At 60.4% G+C, this 18,344-nt stretch carries 14 protein-coding genes and 2 tRNA genes; 13 read left to right on the top strand and 3 right to left on the bottom strand.

From position 1 onward, the window contains the following. The first annotated feature begins 269 nt into the window (after positions 1–269). From Q1A91_RS09695 to Q1A91_RS09670, 6 genes are all read left to right on the top strand, one after another. A complete protein-coding gene (locus Q1A91_RS09695; RefSeq protein ID WP_299876112.1) occupies positions 270–1,049 on the top strand; it encodes a pentapeptide repeat-containing protein in 780 nt (259 codons plus the stop codon). 452 nt (positions 1,050–1,501) lie between these two features. After that, positions 1,502–2,071 (top strand): histidine phosphatase family protein, encoded by a 570-nt coding sequence (locus Q1A91_RS09690; RefSeq protein WP_299876110.1) that lies wholly within the window; start codon positions 1,502–1,504, stop codon positions 2,069–2,071. 35 nt (positions 2,072–2,106) lie between these two features. Beyond that, a tRNA-Val gene (locus Q1A91_RS09685) sits at positions 2,107–2,182 on the top strand. Positions 2,183–2,339: 157 nt separating this feature from the next. After that, positions 2,340–3,068, top strand: coding sequence for a gamma-glutamylcyclotransferase (locus Q1A91_RS09680; protein ID WP_299876108.1), 729 nt, complete (start codon positions 2,340–2,342; stop codon positions 3,066–3,068). 94 nt (positions 3,069–3,162) lie between these two features. Further along, positions 3,163–4,101, top strand: coding sequence for a pirin family protein (locus Q1A91_RS09675; RefSeq protein ID WP_299876106.1), 939 nt, complete (start codon positions 3,163–3,165; stop codon positions 4,099–4,101). Between the two features lie 268 nt (positions 4,102–4,369). Then, positions 4,370–4,446: transfer RNA gene (locus Q1A91_RS09670), tRNA-Asp, on the top strand. A 47-nt stretch (positions 4,447–4,493) separates the two neighbouring features. Here Q1A91_RS09670 and Q1A91_RS09665 read toward each other — a convergent pair. Next, the gene (locus Q1A91_RS09665) at positions 4,494–5,372 is read right to left on the bottom strand and encodes an alpha/beta fold hydrolase (protein WP_299876104.1); all 879 of its coding nucleotides are present in this window, start codon (positions 5,370–5,372) and stop codon (positions 4,494–4,496) included. Positions 5,373–5,442: 70 nt separating this feature from the next. On the opposite strand from Q1A91_RS09665, the gene Q1A91_RS09660 reads away from it, so the two are divergent. Further along, positions 5,443–6,399: a DMT family transporter gene (locus Q1A91_RS09660; protein ID WP_299876102.1), complete on the top strand. Its 957-nt coding sequence runs from the start codon at positions 5,443–5,445 to the stop codon at positions 6,397–6,399. Between the two features lie 534 nt (positions 6,400–6,933). Here the strand turns inward: Q1A91_RS09660 and Q1A91_RS09655 are convergent. Next, on the bottom strand, positions 6,934–8,307 hold the full coding sequence (locus Q1A91_RS09655; protein ID WP_299876100.1) for a M20/M25/M40 family metallo-hydrolase: 1,374 nt from the start codon (positions 8,305–8,307) through the stop codon (positions 6,934–6,936). A gap of 236 nt (positions 8,308–8,543) precedes the next feature. Between Q1A91_RS09655 and hemA the strand changes: the two genes are divergently transcribed. The 3 genes from hemA to ispG all read left to right on the top strand — a co-directional run bounded on the left by hemA (position 8,544) and on the right by ispG (position 12,366). Next, entirely contained in the window at positions 8,544–9,767 is a 1,224-nt protein-coding gene (hemA, locus tag Q1A91_RS09650; protein WP_299876190.1) for a 5-aminolevulinate synthase, read from the top strand. A 120-nt stretch (positions 9,768–9,887) separates the two neighbouring features. Continuing rightward, the gene (locus Q1A91_RS09645) at positions 9,888–11,156 is read left to right on the top strand and encodes a helix-turn-helix domain-containing protein (RefSeq protein WP_299876098.1); all 1,269 of its coding nucleotides are present in this window, start codon (positions 9,888–9,890) and stop codon (positions 11,154–11,156) included. Between the two features lie 82 nt (positions 11,157–11,238). Next, the gene (gene ispG / locus Q1A91_RS09640) at positions 11,239–12,366 is read left to right on the top strand and encodes a flavodoxin-dependent (E)-4-hydroxy-3-methylbut-2-enyl-diphosphate synthase (protein WP_299876096.1); all 1,128 of its coding nucleotides are present in this window, start codon (positions 11,239–11,241) and stop codon (positions 12,364–12,366) included. A 42-nt stretch (positions 12,367–12,408) separates the two neighbouring features. On the opposite strand, the gene Q1A91_RS09635 is transcribed toward ispG, so the two are convergent. Next, positions 12,409–13,152: a DsbA family protein gene (locus Q1A91_RS09635; RefSeq protein WP_299876094.1), complete on the bottom strand. Its 744-nt coding sequence runs from the start codon at positions 13,150–13,152 to the stop codon at positions 12,409–12,411. 92 nt (positions 13,153–13,244) lie between these two features. Here Q1A91_RS09635 and Q1A91_RS09630 point away from each other — a divergent pair, with 92 nt between their 5' ends. The 3 genes from Q1A91_RS09630 (at position 13,245) to Q1A91_RS09620 (ending at position 18,311) form a co-directional block, all read left to right on the top strand. Further along, positions 13,245–14,387 carry an aminotransferase class I/II-fold pyridoxal phosphate-dependent enzyme gene (locus Q1A91_RS09630; RefSeq protein ID WP_299876092.1) on the top strand — a complete coding sequence of 381 codons (1,143 nt, stop codon included), beginning with the start codon at positions 13,245–13,247 and terminating at the stop codon, positions 14,385–14,387. 66 nt (positions 14,388–14,453) lie between these two features. Continuing rightward, positions 14,454–15,662, top strand: a complete 1,209-nt coding sequence (locus tag Q1A91_RS09625) for an N-acetylmuramoyl-L-alanine amidase (protein WP_299876090.1) — start codon at positions 14,454–14,456, stop codon at positions 15,660–15,662. Positions 15,663–15,758: 96 nt separating this feature from the next. After that, positions 15,759–18,311 carry a penicillin-binding protein 1A gene (locus Q1A91_RS09620; RefSeq protein WP_299876088.1) on the top strand — a complete coding sequence of 851 codons (2,553 nt, stop codon included), beginning with the start codon at positions 15,759–15,761 and terminating at the stop codon, positions 18,309–18,311. Positions 18,312–18,344 lie beyond the last annotated feature (33 nt).

Raw genomic sequence — 18,344 nt, 5'->3', positions numbered from 1 at the left:
GGTACCTAAGCCCTATCACATTCGAGGAGCGAGCTATGAAAGCTTAAGTTGCCGTCTACGAAACCAGCAGCAGGCCAAATCAGGCGGTCAAGCATTCGCGTTCAACCACGTTCAGGCAACATTCAAGGCAAACTCTTCAGTTTAAAGACGAACAAGGATGCAGTTATTTCGAAGGTGCTGGAGAAAGCAATCCGCAGAGAAGCTTCAATGATCCCTCAGCATGAAGCAGGAAGTACCGTTGTGGCTTCCAAAGTGGAACTATCAGAAGAATGAGCCGCATAGTTGAAGACTATTTGACCGAGCGCGAACACCAATTGATTTCTGATGTTTTTGATTGCAACTCGGACCGCTTCGACATTCTTGTACGCATTGCGGGTTTGGACCCATCGAACGATCTAAGGTTCTCTGACCTAAGAAATCTCAATTTCTGTGGCGCTGATCTGCGTGGATTTGATTTTTCGGGCAGTGATCTACGGGGCTGCGTCATCGACGAGGCGACACTAATTGATGAGACAACGTTGCTGGAAGGCACGACGCTGCAATGGATTTCTGAGCGTGACATCCCGATTGTGCAGTTGATGCAGGAAGTTCAATCTGCGGGAAACTCTCCTGATAGGTGTCGTGCACTTGAGACGATCAATATCAAGTTCGGAAAGACGGACCATGTCATCTCCTTTGTCGTGAATGCTGCCGCTGATGTTAAAGCTACGCAGGCTTTCTTGGACTATGCTGAATTCCTTCCGAGCAACTTGCCCTCACACCATTTGATAAAGATCGTCGATATTGGTGTTCGTGTTCTGCGCCGGAAGTTCGCAAAAGCGAAAGCGCGTACTGGCAGAGAAGCCACGACTATTTTTGCTGCCTCTACAATAACAGAACGGCTGGCAAAGGCAGACAGGTCGTTCGCCGCTGATTGGTTCAGTAGTTTGGCAGAGATGATGGATACTGATATCGTAAACAACCGCTTGGCTGGAACAACTGCAAAGCTCAGCAAAGAGGACCTGATACGAGCCTTGGAGCGCATGAAGCCAGCCCAAAAGGCAGATTGAAGCAGAGCGGTGATCGCCGATGGTGTCTAACTGCTTTTGGTCTTGCACCATTGCACACTGCACTGTTACACAAACTGAGATGGCGCTACGTGAAAACTTCATATTTTCAATTAGATCGGGAAGGGATGTTAGAGTTCAAATCTCTTATCACCCACCATATTCCCCTCCGTCTGATCCACTGCGGCGCCTCTCTCCTGTTCGCCGCCTGACCGACGCCCGTCCGCTGCGCGGCCAGTCTGGGTCAGGAGTTCAAATCTCTTATCACCCACCATATTCCCCTCCGCCCGATCCACGTCGATGTCTCGCTCCGGCCCGCAGCCTGACCAACGCCCGTCCATTGCGCGGCCGGTTTGGGTCAGGCGTTCAACGGCTTGTTGCCTGACGCCTCGTTTTTCAGCGCCGTGTTCGCAACACAGCGCGTAACAACGGCCCTCAACCTCACGGAAGCCACCATGCACCTGCACCCCCTCTACATCCTGCGCCACGGGGAGACGACGTGGAATGCCGAAGGCAGGCTGCAAGGACATCTCGATGCGCCGCTGACCGATCAGGGTGTGGCCCATGCACAGGCACAGGCCCGCATCCTCGCAAAACAAGATCTGACCGGGTTTCGCTTCATTTCCAGTCCCTTGGGGCGTGCGCTGTCCACGGCGCGGATCGCCTGCGGTGGCAACGAGGCCCTGCTTGAAACCGATCCGAACCTAATGGAGATCGGCATGGGCCAATTCTCTGGCCAGTACCGGGATGCTCTGATTGCGAAACACAACGCAGGTGACGGTTTTGACCTCTATGACCTCGCCCCGGGTGGAGAAGGCTGTGCCGGGCTGCGCGCAAGGTGCGAACGGTTTCTCAGCCAACTTGAGGGGCCTGCCGTGCTGGTTACGCATGGCATTACGTCACGGATGCTGCGCCTGATCCTGCTGGGATACGCGGGCCTCGACGTGCGACCAATGGGCGGGGGGCAGGGCGTCGTCTACCTCGTTGAGGACGGCCGACAGATATGTCTGTCAGAAGGGGCTTGATGCCCGCCCGGTCCTTGCGCTAAGAGGGCCGGGTCGGGTCGTTAGCTCAGTTGGTAGAGCGCTTCGTTTACACCGAAGATGTCGGGAGTTCGAGCCTCTCACGACCCACCATTCCCTCCCCTCCATTATGGTCGAGAAGTCCCGCTTCCCCGAGAGCCCGACCGACGCTGTGCCGATTGCCGCACTACAATGAACCTCGCGGCTCTTCAGCGTCCAGCACAGCGTATTCCCTCTGGTCAGCCTGTCCCAAAACGGCCAAGAATGCCCCATGCCATTTCCCGAACACGTCTTCAAACATACCCCCGCCCTCAAAAACCTGATCACCCCGCCAGACGTCTCCGAGATGCGGTTTGGCAGGGATCGCTTTGCAGAACTGGATGAGCAGGCCAAAGCGGAAAGCTGGCCGCCGGGGTGGCGGATGGACCATGACGCCCGTGAAGCCAACCGGCAGCAGGTGTTGTCTGACAGGTGGTCACAGGACCTGTGGGTGTTTGCCTATGGATCGCTGATCTGGGATCCGGCGGTTTATGTGGAGGAATACCGCCGTGGGGTCCTCTCCGGTTGGCAGCGCAGCTTTTGCATGCGGCTGGAATCAGGACGCGGCACCCACGCGCAGCCGGGGCTGATGGCCGCTCTGGATCAGGGGGGACATTGCGATGGCGTGGTGTTCAGGATCGCTGCCGATCGGGTCGATGCCGAAACTGCCTTCATGTGGAACCGGGAGATGTTCTCAGGCTCCTATTGCCCGGTGTTTCTTGAGGTGGTCACACCGCAAGGGCCGGTAGAGGCGCTGGTTTTTGTGATGAACTGCGACAACCGCCGCTATGTGCCTGACCTCAGCATGGAGGCATCCGCACAGATCATTGCCGTTGCTGAAGGCGGGCTGGGGTCCAACTTTGACTACCTTAAGTCACTGGTCCGGCATCTTGATGAATTGCGTATCGAGGATGATCGCATGAAGAACCTGCTCGCCCTCGCCGAACGGCATCGCGGATAGGTCGATCAACCGTGCAGCCGCGCAGGGCAGCTGTGCCTTGTCGATCCAGCCATCATGCCTACTCTTAAGACAGACCTTTAGAGGAGTGCATGAGATGAGCTGGAACCCCGCCCTTGACCCCGATTGCCCTATTGGTGACGCGGTTGACGCCATTGAAACCGTTATTGTGCCCCGCGCCCGCGATCTGGGTGGCTTTGAAGTGCGCCGCGCGCTGCCTGCGCCTGCGCGGCAGATGGTCGGGCCGTTCATTTTCTTTGACCAGATGGGCCCGGCGGAGTTTCTGACCGGCAAGGGCATTGACGTGCGCCCGCATCCCCACATCGGGCTGGCGACCGTGACCTACCTCTACAAAGGCAAGATCCACCACCGCGACAGTCTGGGCACGGATCAGTGGATTGAGCCGGGGGCCGTCAACTGGATGGTGGCAGGCCACGGCATCACCCATTCCGAGCGTGCGGACGGCGATTATATCAAACAGCCCCACAACCTGTTTGGATTGCAAACCTGGGTGGCGTTGCCCCAGCAGTATGAAGACGAAGCCGCCGCCTTTGAACATGCTCCCAAAGACAGGCTGCCGCTGCTCGAAGGGGAGGGGAAGGAAGTGCGCCTGATCCTTGGTACGGCCTATGGAGAGGAAGCCCCGGTGAAGGTTTACTCCGAAACCTTCTATGCCGATGCGCTGCTTGAGGCCTATGCCCATCTTCCCATGCCCGATGATCACGAAGACCGCGGGCTTTATGTGGTTGCCGGCGATGTCAGCGTATCAGGGCAGACGTTTGAAGCGGGGCAGATGCTGGTTTTCCGCCCCGGCGACCGGATCAGCGCGCAAGCGGGCGAACAGGGCGCGCGGGTGATGCTGCTGGGCGGGGCGACGATGGACGGGCCGCGCCACATCTGGTGGAATTTCGTGGCCTCCAGCAAGGACCGCATTGACGCGGCCAAGGAGGCATGGCGCGCAGGCGACTGGGCGCATGGGCGATTCAAATTGCCACCCGGTGACGCGGAAGAGTTCATCCCCGCACCCGATCGCTGAATATGGCCTGGGGGTGACAAGTCTAAGACGTTGCAAATGCGTCATAACCTGTTCGGGTGCTTTGCGTCAGGCGGTCAACAATCCGGCAAAAAGTGGTTAATTATCAACGGCTAGAGCGCAATCACCTTCGCGTGCCCGGTGCGGCGGCAAGATAATTGCCGCCATGGGGGATTTTCTGCACAAACCTGTGGAATTGCGGCTTGACGTAGAAGGGCTGCGCTCATATTACCTCCAAACGCTTCGGGGCGATGCTTCGAAGATGCAGTGGGCGGTTGTAGCTCAGTTGGTTAGAGTACCGGCCTGTCACGCCGGGGGTCGCGGGTTCGAGCCCCGTCAACCGCGCCACCGCTGCTTAAAAAGGGCCCGCATCGCGGGCCCTTTTTCTTTGCGTGTCAGCGTGCATCGTTCAGGAAGGCGATCAGCGCCGTCGCTGTCTCATTTGGGTGTTGATCAATGAAGAAATGCCCGCCGGGAAGTGCGGCTGCGCGCATGTCCGACAACCGGTCGGCCCAGGTGGCCGGCACGTCATAGGCCTTTGCCATCGCGCCATCCGCACCAAACATCACCAGCGACGGGCAGGTCACCCGGCGGCCCAGATCGGCGGCGTCCAGATCGAAATCATGGGAAAGGGCCGCGCGGTAATCGGCGCACATGCCGCGGATGACATCCGGCTTGCGCCATGCGGTGCGATAGGCCTCCAGGGCCTCCGGATCAAAGTCGGCCAGCGATGCAGACCCCCAGCCGGTCAGACAGCTTTCGAAATAGGCATCCGCGTCATGGCCGATCATCGTTTCGGGAAAGGGCGCGGGCTGCGCCAGAAAGAACCAGTGGTAGTAGGCCTGCGCCACGCTGCGCGTCAGATCGTCAAGCAACAGATGGGTGGGGACAATGTCCATCACCGTCAGGCTCTGCACCGCGTCTGGTGCATCCAATGCAAGGCGATGCGCAGTGCGCCCGCCACGGTCATGCCCGACCAGATGAAACCGTGCAAATCCCAGATGCGCCATCAACGCGCGTTGATCCGCTGCCATATGCCGAAAGCTGTAGGGGGCGGTGCCTTCAGGGGTGCTGCTGGCGCCATATCCGCGCAAGTCTGCGGCGACCACGGTGAACTGCTCTGCCAGCAGGGGGGCCACGGCATGCCACATCATATGGGTCTGCGGAAAGCCATGCAGCAACAGAACCGGGGGCCCCGTGCCGCCGGTGACATAGGCAATCTGCTGGCCGTTCACCTCCGCCACGCCTGAATCAAATCCTGCAAATCCTGCCATCGTTATCGCCTTTCTGCGCCTCGATCATTTCCACCCTAACAAATCCTCAAATCCGGGTGTAGGGAAGGGCATGACCGCCCTTACCGCCACCCCGTCCCGTCTGGGCATCGCTTTCATGCTGGGCGGGATGTTCTTTGTCTCTCTCAACGATATGCTGATCAAGCTGCTGGCGGGGGGATATCCGCTGCATCAGATCATTTTCATGCGGTCGTTTGTGGGGCTGTTGCTGACGTTCGGGATGTTGATGGCCGAAGGCGGGGTGGGCTTGCTGCGCACGGGCAAGCCGATGCTGCACACATTGCGCTGTGTGTGCATCATCATCGCCAACAGCTGCATGTACGCCGCCATCGTGGCGATGCCGCTGGCCACGGCGAATGCGATCTATTTTGTGGCCCCTTTGTTTGTGACACTTCTGTCGATCCCGGTGCTGGGGGAGCGTGTCGGCCCGAGGCGGTTCGCAGCCATCGGGATGGGATTTGTGGGCGTGCTGGTGATGATGATGCCCGAATTGACTGCGGGCAGTGCAGGTCTGGGCTGGGTTGTGGTGCTGCCGCTCTGTGCCGCGGCCGGCTATGCCAGCATGTCGGTGCTGACGCGCAAACTGGGGGCGACCAGCCGCGCGTCGGCCTTGGCGATCCAGATCCAGATCGCGTTTCTGGTGGTAAGCGCGGTGATGTATCTGATCGCTGGCGACGGGCGGTATGAGCCTGAAGGCGCGTCAGAGAGCATTCGTTTCCTGCTGCGCCCGTGGCTGTGGCCGACGCTTTGGGATGCGGTGGTGTTTGGCGGGCTTGGGGTTGTCTCCGCGCTTGTCGGGTATTTTATGACGCAGGCGTACCGGCTGAGCCCGGCGGCCCTGGTGGCACCGTTTGAATATGTGCTGCTGGTCTATGCGCTCTTCTGGGGCTGGACGGTCTTTGGCGAGTGGCCGGATGCCACGGTGTTCCTGGGCGTGGCGATCCTGGTCGCGTCTGGGGTCTATATCTTCATGCGCGAAGGCCGCAGGAGGTCTGTCCGGCGGGTGTGAGAGGGATCTTGCCGAACTGGTGTTTGGCGGGGCGGTGGTCCGGTTTGCGGGGTCTGAGCCGCCGTTCCTTATCTGCCCAAACGAAAGCCTTGCATTGCCAGACCGCGGGGTGGCGATCCGACGTGGGTTCAGGGCAGTTTTTGGCTGCCAAATTATTGCTCCAACAGAAGGATGCGCAGGTGGCAGCCAAATCGCCAGCCCGTCAAGCCAGAGGCTTGCCGAGATAGATGGCGCACCTTTGGTGCGGCGGGGCGGTCTGGCGATGCACGGCGGGCTAAAGCCCTTGATTCCGTGCGGGATTCCTTTCGCTGACACCGCGTTGGACTCAAACCGTTCATCTATAACCACTCCACAGCCCCGCAGCGCGACGCTTTCGACCAGCCTCTCAACCACCGTCAGCCTCCAAAAATCACTCAACCAAATGCGACCCAAAGGTCCCCGCGCAACAGGAAACCGGCGCGGCGCCTATACCGGCGCGCGCCCATCTCCCTAAAATTCATCTCAAAAACGTCTAAAATGCAGATAACCCATGGGTTACCGCGTCAGGGCATCCAGAATGCGCGCCCAGGATCGGATGCCCTTGTGGAAACTCTCCATGTCGTACTTCTCATTCGGCGAATGGATCGCGTCGTCGTCCTTGCCAAAGCCGACAAGCATCGGTTCGGTCCCGAGGATCTGCTGGAAATGCCCCGCAATCGGGATCGACCCGCCGCAGCCGATATAGGCCGCCGGGATCTGCCATTCGTCTGACAAAGCCTGCCGTGCGGCCTCGAACATCGGGCCGGAGGTATCCGCGCCCGACGCGCCACTTGCCCCGTGGGGGGAGAATTCGACCTCGCAATCGCCCGGCAGCGCCTCCCGCACCATCGTGCGGAAACTTTCGCGGATGGCCAGCGGGTCCTGCGTGCCGACAAGGCGGAAGCTGATCTTGGCGTGGGCCTTGGAGGGCAGAACCGTCTTGAACCCTTCGCCGGTGTAGCCGCCCCAGATGCCATTCACTTCGCAAGTGGGCCGGGACCAGATCATCTCCAGCGGGGTGCGGTCCTGTTCGCCTGCGGGAATGGACAGGCCGACGTCCTCAAGGAACTTCTGGTGGTCAAAAGCCAGCCCCTGCCACTGCGACTCCAGCGCGTCGGATAGCGCCGGCACACCGTCATAGAATCCGGGAATGGTGATGCGTCCGGTCTCGTCATGTAGGCTGGCGATCACCTTGCTCAAGGCGCGGATGGGGTTCATCGCAATGCCGCCGTACATGCCCGAATGCAGGTCAAGCGATGGGGCGGTCACGGTCAGCTCTTCGCCCAGCAACCCGCGCAGCATGGTCACAATCGCGGGCGTGCGGGATTCGAACAGGCCGGTGTCACAGATCAGCGCGATATCTGTTTTCAGCTCTTCGGCGTTTTCCTGCATGAACGGGACGAGGGACGGGGAACCTGATTCCTCTTCACCTTCCAGAAAGAAGGTGATCCGGCAGGGCCAGTCGCCTTTCACGGCTTTCCAGGCGCGCAACGCCTCGATGAAGGTCATCAACTGCCCTTTGTCGTCCGATGATCCACGGCCCCGGATCACCTTGCCTTTGGCGGTGTCCTCAATCTGCGGATCAAACGGGTCGCGGTCCCACAGGTCCAGCGGGTCAACGGGCTGCACGTCGTAATGGCCGTAAAACAGCAGATGCGGCCCGCTGTCGCCGACATGGCCGACCACCATCGGATGGCCCGGTGTGGGGCGTTTGCTGACCGCGACGCCAAGCGCGCTCAGGTCGTCCACCAGCCAGTCTGCGGCCCGGTCGCAATCGGCTTTGAACGCAGGATCGGTCGAGATGGACGGGATGCGCAGCAGATCAAGCAACCGCTCCGTCGCGTCAGGCAGGTCGGTATCAATACGGGCAAGGATATCATCAAGGGACATGTGCAAACCTTTCATCAGCAGCGCGTCGGGCGTGGCGCCATTTAGGGGACAAGATACCTGCAATGCAATGCGCTCCGCCATCCTTCCGATGTGACCTTGATCTGGATCAAGGCTGCGACAAGACGCACCGTTATAAATCGTTGAAGGCCTGTGTCTTGTCCTATATCTGAACATGGCAGCAAGATGCAGTGGCCTGAACAATGACAGAGGCTTCTGCCCGCCAGATGGAGACGCGCGTGACCTATTCCGACAAGCTTGACGAGGCGATTGCGCGCCTGCATGACGAAGGCCGATACAGAACATTCATCGACATTGAGCGCCGCAAGGGCCAGTTCCCGCACGCGGTCTGGACCCGTCCCGACGGGACGGAGCGGGATATCACCGTCTGGTGCGGCAATGACTACATGGGCATGGGCCAGCATCCGGTTGTGCTTGAAGCGATGAAAGAGGCGCTGGATGCCACGGGTGCCGGTTCCGGCGGGACGCGGAACATCTCCGGCACGACGGTCTACCACAAGCGTCTTGAGGCGGAGCTGGCGGATCTGCATGGCAAGGAAGCCGCCTTGCTGTTTACCTCCGCCTATATTGCCAATGACGCGACGCTGTCGACGCTGCCGAAGCTGTTTCCGGGGCTGATCATCTATTCGGATGAATTGAACCACGCCTCCATGATCGAAGGGGTGCGCCGCAATGGCGGGGCCAAGCGGATCTTCCGCCACAACGATCTCGATCATCTGCGGGAACTGCTGGCAGCGGATGATCCTGACACCCCCAAGCTGATCGCGTTTGAATCGATCTACTCCATGGACGGTGACTTCGGCCCGATTGAGGCGATCTGCGATCTGGCGGATGAATTCGGCGCGCTGACCTACATCGACGAAGTGCATGCCGTGGGCATGTACGGCCCGCGCGGGGCAGGGGTGGCGGAACGTGACCGCCTGATGCACCGTCTGGACATCATCAACGGCACGCTGGCCAAGGCCTATGGCGTAATGGGCGGCTATATCGCGGCGTCCGCGAAGATGTGCGATGCGATCCGCTCCTATGCGCCTGGGTTTATCTTCACCACGTCGTTGCCGCCTGCGGTGGCTGCCGGGGCTGCGGCGAGCGTTGCATACCTCAAGCGGACCCCGTTGCTGCGCGAGAAGCATCAGCAGCAGGCAAAAGCGCTTAAACTTCGCCTTAAAGGTCTGGGGCTGCCGATCATCGATCACGGGTCACATATCGTGCCGGTGATTGTCGGAGACCCGGTGCACACCAAGATGCTGTCGGATATGTTGTTGGAAGATCACGGCATTTACGCCCAGCCCATCAACTTCCCGACTGTCCCACGGGGCACGGAACGGCTGCGCTTCACGCCATCGCCGGTGCATGGTCCCAAAGAGATGGATGCGCTTGTCAACGCCATGGACGGGTTGTGGTCCCATTGTGCGCTGAATCGCGCCGAGGCCGCTGGGTAACTTTGATAAATTCGTAATTCCCGTTGCCTTATGCTATGATAGGGGAAAGAAAAGGCCATATCCGAATCGAGGGGTCGATTCAGGGTTAAGGTTAAAGGCAGATTAACACGGGGCGTTTGAATGATCGGGCGGTGGTCCTCCAAGGTCGTTGAGGAAGATCAGGTTGAACCCAAAGGGTTCGACGCGTTCGAATTGCGTCTTGGTGATATCATGCGCGGTGAACGCGCAACGATGGGCAAATCGCTGCTCGACGTGCAGCGCGAATTGCGGATCAAAGCCTCCTACATTGCAGCGATTGAAAACTGTGACCCGGATGCGTTCGACACGCCGGGTTTCATCGCGGGCTATGTCCGGTCCTATGCGCGCTATCTCAGCATGGACCCCGACAAGGCGTTTGAGACGTTCTGTGAGGAATCCGGTTTCTCCGTTGCGCATGGTATGTCTGCCGAAGCCTCTGTCATCAAGAAAAGCAACAATGATGAGCGTAAGGCCCGCAAGGCGGAGGCCGAGCTTTTTGCCCGTTCCAAGAATTTCACACCCGTGCGGGAGAGCATCTTCACACATATCGAACCGGCTGCGGTTGGGTCAATGCTGGTGCTGGTCGGGCTGATTGGTGCGATTGGTTTTGGCGGCTGGACCGTGCTGAAAGAAGTACAACGTGTGCAGGTGGCACCGGTTGATCAGACGCCTGTGGTGCTGTCTGACCTTGATCCACTGGATGGCGCCTTGGTGCAGGCAGAAACGCCCGATCTGACCGGCGCCTCTGATGTGCCGCGTGTGATGGAAGCCCCGCGCGTCGAAGCGCTGGACCGTCTTTACCGACCGCAGGCGCTGGATGTGCCGGTGCTGGTGGCGCGCGATGCGCCGATTGCCACATTGGATCCACGTGCCATCGGGAACTTTGCCGGGACGGAAACACCGTCGCCGGATGCGCCTGTGCGCATGGCGGATGCGCCGGGCCTGCCGGATGATGTGCCACAGGTTGCGGGCGCTGTCCCGCAGGTGGTTGAAACGCTGGCGGCCCCCTTGCGGATGGTTGCGGCCTATCCGTCCTGGGTGCGTGTGCGCGCGGCAGATGGCACGGTGATCTTCGAAGGGATCATGGAAGCGGGCGACACATGGGATGTGCCGGCCACGGAAGAACCTCCGATCCTGCGCACGGGCGAATCCGGTGCGCTCTATTTCGCGATGGCGGATGGCTGTTATGGCCCTGCGGGGCCAAGCGGCTCTGTCACGTCGAACCTGCCGTTGCATGAACAGGCTTTGGCCGAACTCTACGATCCGGTTGATCCGACACAGGATCAGGCGCTCAACACCATGTTTGCCGGTCTTGCGCAGACCGACACGGACGCTGCCGTTCTGGCCGCGATGCCCTGTCAAAGTCAGTGACACGCTGCCGCATGCGCATTGCGCAGAGGCGTCAGGTTGACTAGACACTATACCTAACATCGACCCGTTTTGAGGTGCCTGCATGTCGCTGAACCACATCCGCCCGTGGCGCAATATCTATCGTCGGACATCCCGTCAGATCATGGTGGGCAATGTGCCTGTGGGAGGAGACGCACCGATCACGGTGCAGACGATGACCAACACCCTCACCACGGATGTGGCGGCGACCATCGCACAGGTGAATGCCGCGGCGGACGCAGGCGCGGACATCGTGCGGATTTCCGTGCCGGATGTGGAAAGCTCCAAAGCGCTCAAGCAGATCGTGCCGGAGGTGTCGGTGCCGATCGTGGCGGACATCCATTTCCACTACAAACGCGGGATTGAAGCGGCAGAGGCGGGGGCAGCCTGTCTGCGGATCAATCCGGGTAACATCGGTGATGAAAAGCGCGTGAAGGAAGTGATCAAGGCCGCGCGGGACAACAATTGTTCGATCCGCATTGGCGTGAATGCGGGCTCCCTTGAGAAACATCTGCTGGATAAATACGGGGAGCCGTGCCCCGACGCGATGGTCGAAAGCGGGCTGGACCACATCAAGATATTGCAGGACAACGATTTTCACGCGTTCAAGATCAGCTGCAAGGCGTCGGATGTCTTTATGGCAGCGGCGGCCTATCAGCAGTTGGCCGAACAGACGGATGCGCCTATCCACCTGGGCATTACCGAGGCTGGCGGTCTGACTTCCGGCACGATCAAATCGGCGATTGGGCTGGGCAACCTGTTGTGGATGGGGATTGGCGACACGATCCGTGTGTCGCTGTCTGCCGATCCGGTGGAAGAAGTGAAGGTCGGGTATGAGATCCTCAAATCGCTGGGCCTGCGGCATCGGGGGGTGAACATCATCTCCTGTCCGTCCTGCGCGCGGCAGGGGTTCGACGTGATCAAGACGGTTGAGGCGCTGGAGCAGCGGCTGGAGCACATCAAGACACCGATGAGCCTGTCGATCATCGGCTGTGTCGTGAATGGTCCGGGGGAGGCGCTGATGACCGATGTTGGTTTCACAGGCGGTGGGGCCGGGTCCGGGATGGTCTATCTGGCGGGCAAGCAGAGCCACAAGCAGGACAACGCCAGCATGATCGACCACATCGTTGAACAGGTGGAGAAGAAGGCTGCCGAACTGGACGCAGCGCAGGCGCAGGACGCAGCAGAATAGCAGTCTTCTGAGGGGGTTACGCGGCGATCCTGATGTTCTGGATCAGCCGCGTTTTTCGTCGATCAGCGCGCGCATCTGATCATAGGGCAGATAGCCGCGCAGCATTTCATCCTGCATCACGAATGTTGGCGTGCCAGAGATGTTGAGCCGCTGTGCAAGGGCGCGGGTTTGCGCAATTTCGCGCGTGACGTCGTCACTGTCGATCTGCGCCACGATTGCATCGGCATCCAGCCCGAAGGTGCTGGCCAGACGGCGCAGGGCGGGCAGGGTGATGTCGCCCTGAAAGGACATCAGCGCATCGTTCAGCGCCTTGTAGCTGTCATCCCCCGCGATCTGTTTCGTCGCCACGGCAAACCGGGACGCCAGCACCGATTGTTCGCCCAGAATAGGGAGTTCCTTGACGATGAGGCGGATATTTCCGTCTGATTCGAGCAGCTTGGCAACTTCGCCATGGGCGCGTTTGCAGTAGCCGCAGCGGTAGTCGAGGAATTCAACCAAGGTGATGTCCCCCTCCGGATTGCCGCCGACCCAGGAGTAGCCGTCATTGAAAATCGCCTCGGCGTTGTCGGAGACAAGGTTCAGATCGGCCTGCGCCTGTTGCTCCGCTTCGCGGGATTGCAGCAGGTCGACGGCTTCCATGATCACTTCGGGATTGTCCATCAGATAGGCGCGGACTTCGGCGCGGAACTGCGCGCGTTCTTCGTCTGTGAGGGCTTTTAGATCCATTGCGGCGGCAGGCAGCGCAAGGCTTGCGGCTAGAACGGGGGCAATCAGACGGTGCAGCATGGGCTGGCCTCTCAGGACAGTTGGGTTGACGGCAGCAGTTGCGCCGTTGAAAACACGCGCACCTTACCTTTCCGCACTCTAGGAGCAAGCCCATGCGCGTATCAACCCGATCACAGGTCGATCCCTTCATTGTGATGGACGTGATGGCCGCCGCCGCGCGGGCGGAGGCGGCAGGGCGGCACATCATCCACATGGAAGTGGGCCAGCCGGGCACAGGCGCACCCAAAGGTGCAACGCAGGCGCTGGCGGAGGCCATGGCGGCGGGGCCGTTGGGGTACACGGTTGCGCTTGGTCTGCCCGAATTGCGGGCGCGCATCGCCCGGATGTACGGGGAGTGGTACGGCGTAGATCTGAACCCTGAGCGTGTGGTGATCACACCGGGATCGTCGGGGGCGTTCATTCTGGCCTTCACGGCGCTTTTTGACACAGATGACCGGGTGGGCATCGGCGCGCCGGGGTATCCCAGTTACCGACAGATCCTGAGTGCCTTGGCACTACAGCCGGTGGATTTGCAGACCGCACCCGAGAACCGCTATCAGCCGGTGGCGGCCGATCTGGAGGGGCAGAACCTGGCCGGGTTGATGGTCGCGTCCCCCGCCAACCCCACGGGCACGATGCTGGACAAGCCCGCCATGGCTGCGTTGATTGATGCGGTACAGGGGCAGGGCGGGTCGTTTATCTCGGATGAGATTTATCACGGGATCGAGTATCACAAGAAGGCGGTGACTGCGCTGGAGATCAGCGATGATCTTTACATCATCAACTCTTTTTCCAAGTATTTTTCGATGACCGGCTGGCGCGTGGGTTGGATGGTGGTGCCAGAAGATCATGTGCGTGTGGTCGAACGTCTGGCGCAGAACATGTTCATCTGCGCGCCGCATGCCGCACAGGTGGCCGCCTTGGCCGCGATGGACTGCGAGGATGAATTGCAGGGCAACATGACCGTCTATCACGCAAATCGTGATCTGATGATTGCGGGGCTTAAGGACGCAGGGTTCACGGATATCGCGCCACCGGATGGCGCTTTCTATGTTTATGCGGATGTGTCGAAGATCACGGATGACAGCCGCAGCTTCGCCGCTGAAGTGCTTGAAAAGGCGGGCGTTTCCGTGACGCCGGGCTTGGATTTTGATCCCGTGCGGGGGCATCAGACGCTCCGGTTTTCCTATGCCCGCAGCACTGCGGATATTGAGGAAGGTCTGGCGCGGCTCAAGGCGTTCATGGCCGCGCGGTAACGCTGGATTGGGCGCCTGAGACCTGATACCCTTCATGCCAACAACTTGCGTAAAGCGGGGACAGGCATGCGGGCGATCCTTCAACTGGTGGTGGCATTCATTTTTTGCGCGCAGATGGCTGCGGCGCAGGATCTGACGGCGCTGGCGCGGGTGGATGCGGCGCGCAGCTCTGTCACCGATGGCTGGTTTGGCAAGACAACGATTGAAGTGGGGTTAAGCCAGGGTGTCCCGTTCCGGGTGTTTCTGCTGGATGATCCCGCGCGTCTGGTGGTTGATTTTCGCGAAGCTGATTGGGCGGCTGTCAGGGCTGATGCCTTGTTGCCCGCACCCGGACGGGTTGCAGAGGTCCGCTTTGGCGCGTTTCAACCGGGTTGGTCGCGTCTGGTGGCGGATTTGTCCGTGCCGATGCTCCCGCGTGAAATCGGGATGCCCATTGATGACAGCAGCGGGCAGGCCCTGTTGCAGATCATGCTTGAAGAGGTTTCGGCCGAGGAATTTGCCAAGGCCGCAGGCGCGCCGGTCGATCCTGCCTGGACAAAGGCTCTGACCCAGCCGGCCCGCAAACCGGATGACGGGGTGTTTACCGTGGTGCTGGATCCCGGTCACGGGGGCATTGATCCCGGCGCGGAACGTGAAGGGGTGAATGAAAAGGAACTGATGCTGAGTTTCGCGCGCGAGTTGCAGGAGGCGCTCAGGCGGAGCGGGGTGGAGGCGGTGCTGACCCGCAATGAGGATGTGTTTGTCGCCCTCGAACGGCGCGTGGCGATTGCCCATCAGGTGGAAGCGGATCTGTTCATCTCGCTCCATGCAGACAGCCTGACGCAGGGCGGGGCCAAGGGGGCGACGGTCTATACCCTGTCGGATGAAGCGAGCGACGCCGCCACGGCGCATCTGGCCGCGCGCCACAACCGGGCTGACATCATTGCGGGTGCGGACCTGACCGGGTCCGACGATCAGGTGACAAGCGTCCTGCTTGATCTGGCGCGGCAGGAGACCGAGCCACGGTCCGACGCATTGGCACAGGCGCTGGTGGCAGAGATGACGGCAGCGGGGGGGCCGATGAACCGCAGACCGCTCAGAAATGCAGGTTTCTCGGTGCTGAAGTCGGCGGATATCCCGTCGGTGCTGGTTGAAGTGGGGTTTCTGAGTTCGGACCGCGATCTGGCGAATGTGCGCGATCCGGTGTGGCGGTCGGTGATGGTAGGCGCGATGGCGGATGCGATTCTGAAATGGCGCGATCAGGATGCCGCACGGCGCGCGCTGGTGCGGCAATGACCTGCGCGAAGAATGGCCCAATCCCCGTCATACGTGTTTTGACCCTGCCGTGCGGAGACCATATATAGATGTCATATCTTGTGAGGGTTTAGAGCTGTGTTTCGTTTCATCCTGTCGTTCTTTGGCGGCATCTTTACCACCCTGACCATGGGCATCTTCATGGTGGCCCTGACTGTTGGTGCGGTGTTCTGGATGTATGGCCGTGATCTGCCCAGCCATGAGAGCCTGGCGCAATACACGCCCCCCACAATCAGCCGGATCTATTCGGGTCAGGGTGACCTGATTGATGAATTCGCCAAGGAGCGTCGCTTGTTTGCGCCGGCAGACACGATCCCGCCGCTGGTGAAACAGGCGTTTATCTCGGCCGAGGACAAGAACTTCTATCAACATGATGGCTATGACCTGCGCGGCATTGGGGCTGCGGCCGTGGATGCGGTGCGATCACGTGGGCGGGACGTGCGCGGGGCCTCGACCATCACGCAGCAGGTGATGAAGAACTTCCTGCTGTCCGGGGACCGCCGTGCGGAGCGCAAGATCAAGGAGATCATTCTGGCCGCACGTCTGGAGCAGACCCTGGATAAAGAGCAGATCCTTGAGCTCTATATGAACGAGATTTTTCTCGGCCAGAACTCTTACGGTGTGGCGGCGGCCAGCCAGACCTATTTCAACAAGACCCTTGGCGAATTGGCTCCGCATGAGGCGGCGTTTCTGGCCTCCTTGCCAAAGGCACCCTCGGACTACCATCCTGTCCGCCGCAAGGAACGTCTGATGCAGCGCCGCAATTTCGTGCTGCGGGAGATGAACGAGAACGGGTATATCTCGGACGCGGTCTATGCCGAGGAAAAGGCGCAGCCGCTCCGCTCTGTTCAGAACGGGGACTTTGAAAGCTTCAAGGCGGAACTGCCGCCGCGCGACTACTTCACCGACGAAATCCGCCGTCAGTTGAGCCGTGACTTTGGTGAGGGGGAGTTCTTTACCGGCGGTCTGACCGTGCGCGCGACCATCGACAATGAAATGCAGCCTATTGCGGCCAATGCGCTCCGGCGACAGTTGGAGCAGTACGACCGGGGCCGGGGCGTCTGGCGCGGCACACGGCAGACGCTGCCAGCAGAAGCACTGGAGACCGAGGAAAGCTGGCGCGCCGCGCTGGCGGACCTGCGGGTGCCCCGCGACATTGATCTGGAAAACCAGTGGTATCCGGCGGTGGTGCTGGAACTGGGCAGCAATGACGCGCGGATCGGCATTGAAGGGGTTGAGGATGACGAGGACGGTCATTGGATCCCGGCCAAGGACGTTCAGTGGGCGCGCAAGCTGAACGAAGACGGATCGCTGGGCCGCAAAGCGCGGGTTGCGGGCGATCTGGTCAGCGTTGGCGATGTGGTGCTGGTGCGCCGGATGACGGCGGACGACGGCGGGGAGTTTATCCGCTGGACCCTGCGTCAGGTACCCGAAGTGCAGGGCGCGTTTGTCGCCATGGACGTGGACACGGGCCGGGTGATCGCCATGCAGGGCGGCTTTTCCTACCAGTCGAGCGTGTTCAACCGCGCCACGCAGGCCAAGCGGCAGCCGGGGTCGAGCTTCAAACCGTTTGTCTATGCCTCGGCCTTGGACAGCGGCTATTCGCCTGCGACCATCGTTGTGGACGCCCCGATTGAGATCAACACGCCGCAGGGCGTGTGGCGGCCCAAGAACGCGTCGAACCGGTTCTATGGCCCCACGCCGTTGCGCACCGGAATTGAGCAATCGCGGAACCTGATGACCATTCGTCTGGCGCAGGAGGTCGGGATGGATGTGGTCGGCAGCTATGCCGAGCGGTTTGGCGTTTATGACGACCTGTCGCCGGTTCTGGCCAATGCGCTGGGATCGCAGGAGACGACGCTTTATCAGATGGTCAGCGCCTATGCGATGTTCGCCAATGGCGGGGAGCGGGTGCAGCCCACGTTGGTGGACCGGGTGCAGGACCGCTATGGCCGCACGGTCTATCGCCATGATGAACGGATCTGTAACGACTGTCAGACCGCGAGCCTGGCACCGGGTGTGGCGCCCAAGATCATCTCCAACCGCGAACGGGTGATGGACCCGGTGACGGCGTATCAGCTGACGTCGATGATGAAGGGCGTTGTGGACCGGGGCACGGCGCGCAAGGCGATCAATCTGGGCGTGCCTGCTGCGGGCAAGACGGGCACGACCAACGATGAGAAAGACGCCTGGTTTGTGGGCTTCACCAGCAACATCGTGGCGGGATGCTATATCGGTTTTGACACGCCGCGCCCGATGGGCCGGGGGGCAGGCGGTGGTGCGCTTTGCGCGCCGGTGTTCCAGCGGTTCATGAGCCAGGCGGTGAAGAAATACGGCGGTGGGCCATTCGAAGTGCCGCAGGATTGTACCTTCATCAAGATTGACCGTTTCACCGGTGCCCGGCTGAGTGATGCCGCCTCTGGCGACAACGTGGTGGCGGAATGCTTCCGTTCTGGTGAAGAGCCGATCTTTGGCATCATGTTCGACGGTGGCTTTGCCATGGGGGCGGATTTGCCGCTGGTCGAGGAAATCGGCGGCGGCGCACGTGAAGTGACTACATCGACCGGCCGCAAGGCGACTGTTGGACCGAAGGCAAGCTTTGGCACGCTGTCCTCAGGTGGGTTGTATTAACGCGCAGGCGGGGTGAACCCCACCCGACGGGTT

This window comes from uncultured Sulfitobacter sp. (genome assembly GCF_947500075.1).
In the GTDB taxonomy this organism is placed as follows: domain Bacteria; phylum Pseudomonadota; class Alphaproteobacteria; order Rhodobacterales; family Rhodobacteraceae; genus Sulfitobacter.
Note: the sequence above shows the minus strand (reverse complement) of the source record. Positions and strands in the feature narration are given on the sequence as shown.

Bases quoted from the DNA above. Each gene is read 5' to 3' on its own strand.
- Q1A91_RS09695 (WP_299876112.1), top strand. From the start codon at position 270: ATGAGCCGCATAGTTGAAGACTATTTGACCGAGCGCGAACACCAATTG.
- Q1A91_RS09690 (WP_299876110.1), top strand. From the start codon at position 1,502: ATGCACCTGCACCCCCTCTACATCCTGCGCCACGGGGAGACGACGTGG.
- Q1A91_RS09680 (WP_299876108.1), top strand. From the start codon at position 2,340: ATGCCATTTCCCGAACACGTCTTCAAACATACCCCCGCCCTCAAAAAC.
- Q1A91_RS09675 (WP_299876106.1), top strand. From the start codon at position 3,163: ATGAGCTGGAACCCCGCCCTTGACCCCGATTGCCCTATTGGTGACGCG.
- Q1A91_RS09665 (WP_299876104.1), bottom strand. From the start codon at position 5,372: ATGGCAGGATTTGCAGGATTTGATTCAGGCGTGGCGGAGGTGAACGGC.
- Q1A91_RS09660 (WP_299876102.1), top strand. From the start codon at position 5,443: ATGACCGCCCTTACCGCCACCCCGTCCCGTCTGGGCATCGCTTTCATG.
- Q1A91_RS09655 (WP_299876100.1), bottom strand. From the start codon at position 8,307: ATGTCCCTTGATGATATCCTTGCCCGTATTGATACCGACCTGCCTGAC.
- Q1A91_RS09645 (WP_299876098.1), top strand. From the start codon at position 9,888: ATGATCGGGCGGTGGTCCTCCAAGGTCGTTGAGGAAGATCAGGTTGAA.
- ispG (WP_299876096.1), top strand. From the start codon at position 11,239: ATGTCGCTGAACCACATCCGCCCGTGGCGCAATATCTATCGTCGGACA.
- Q1A91_RS09635 (WP_299876094.1), bottom strand. From the start codon at position 13,152: ATGCTGCACCGTCTGATTGCCCCCGTTCTAGCCGCAAGCCTTGCGCTG.
- Q1A91_RS09630 (WP_299876092.1), top strand. From the start codon at position 13,245: ATGCGCGTATCAACCCGATCACAGGTCGATCCCTTCATTGTGATGGAC.
- Q1A91_RS09625 (WP_299876090.1), top strand. From the start codon at position 14,454: ATGCGGGCGATCCTTCAACTGGTGGTGGCATTCATTTTTTGCGCGCAG.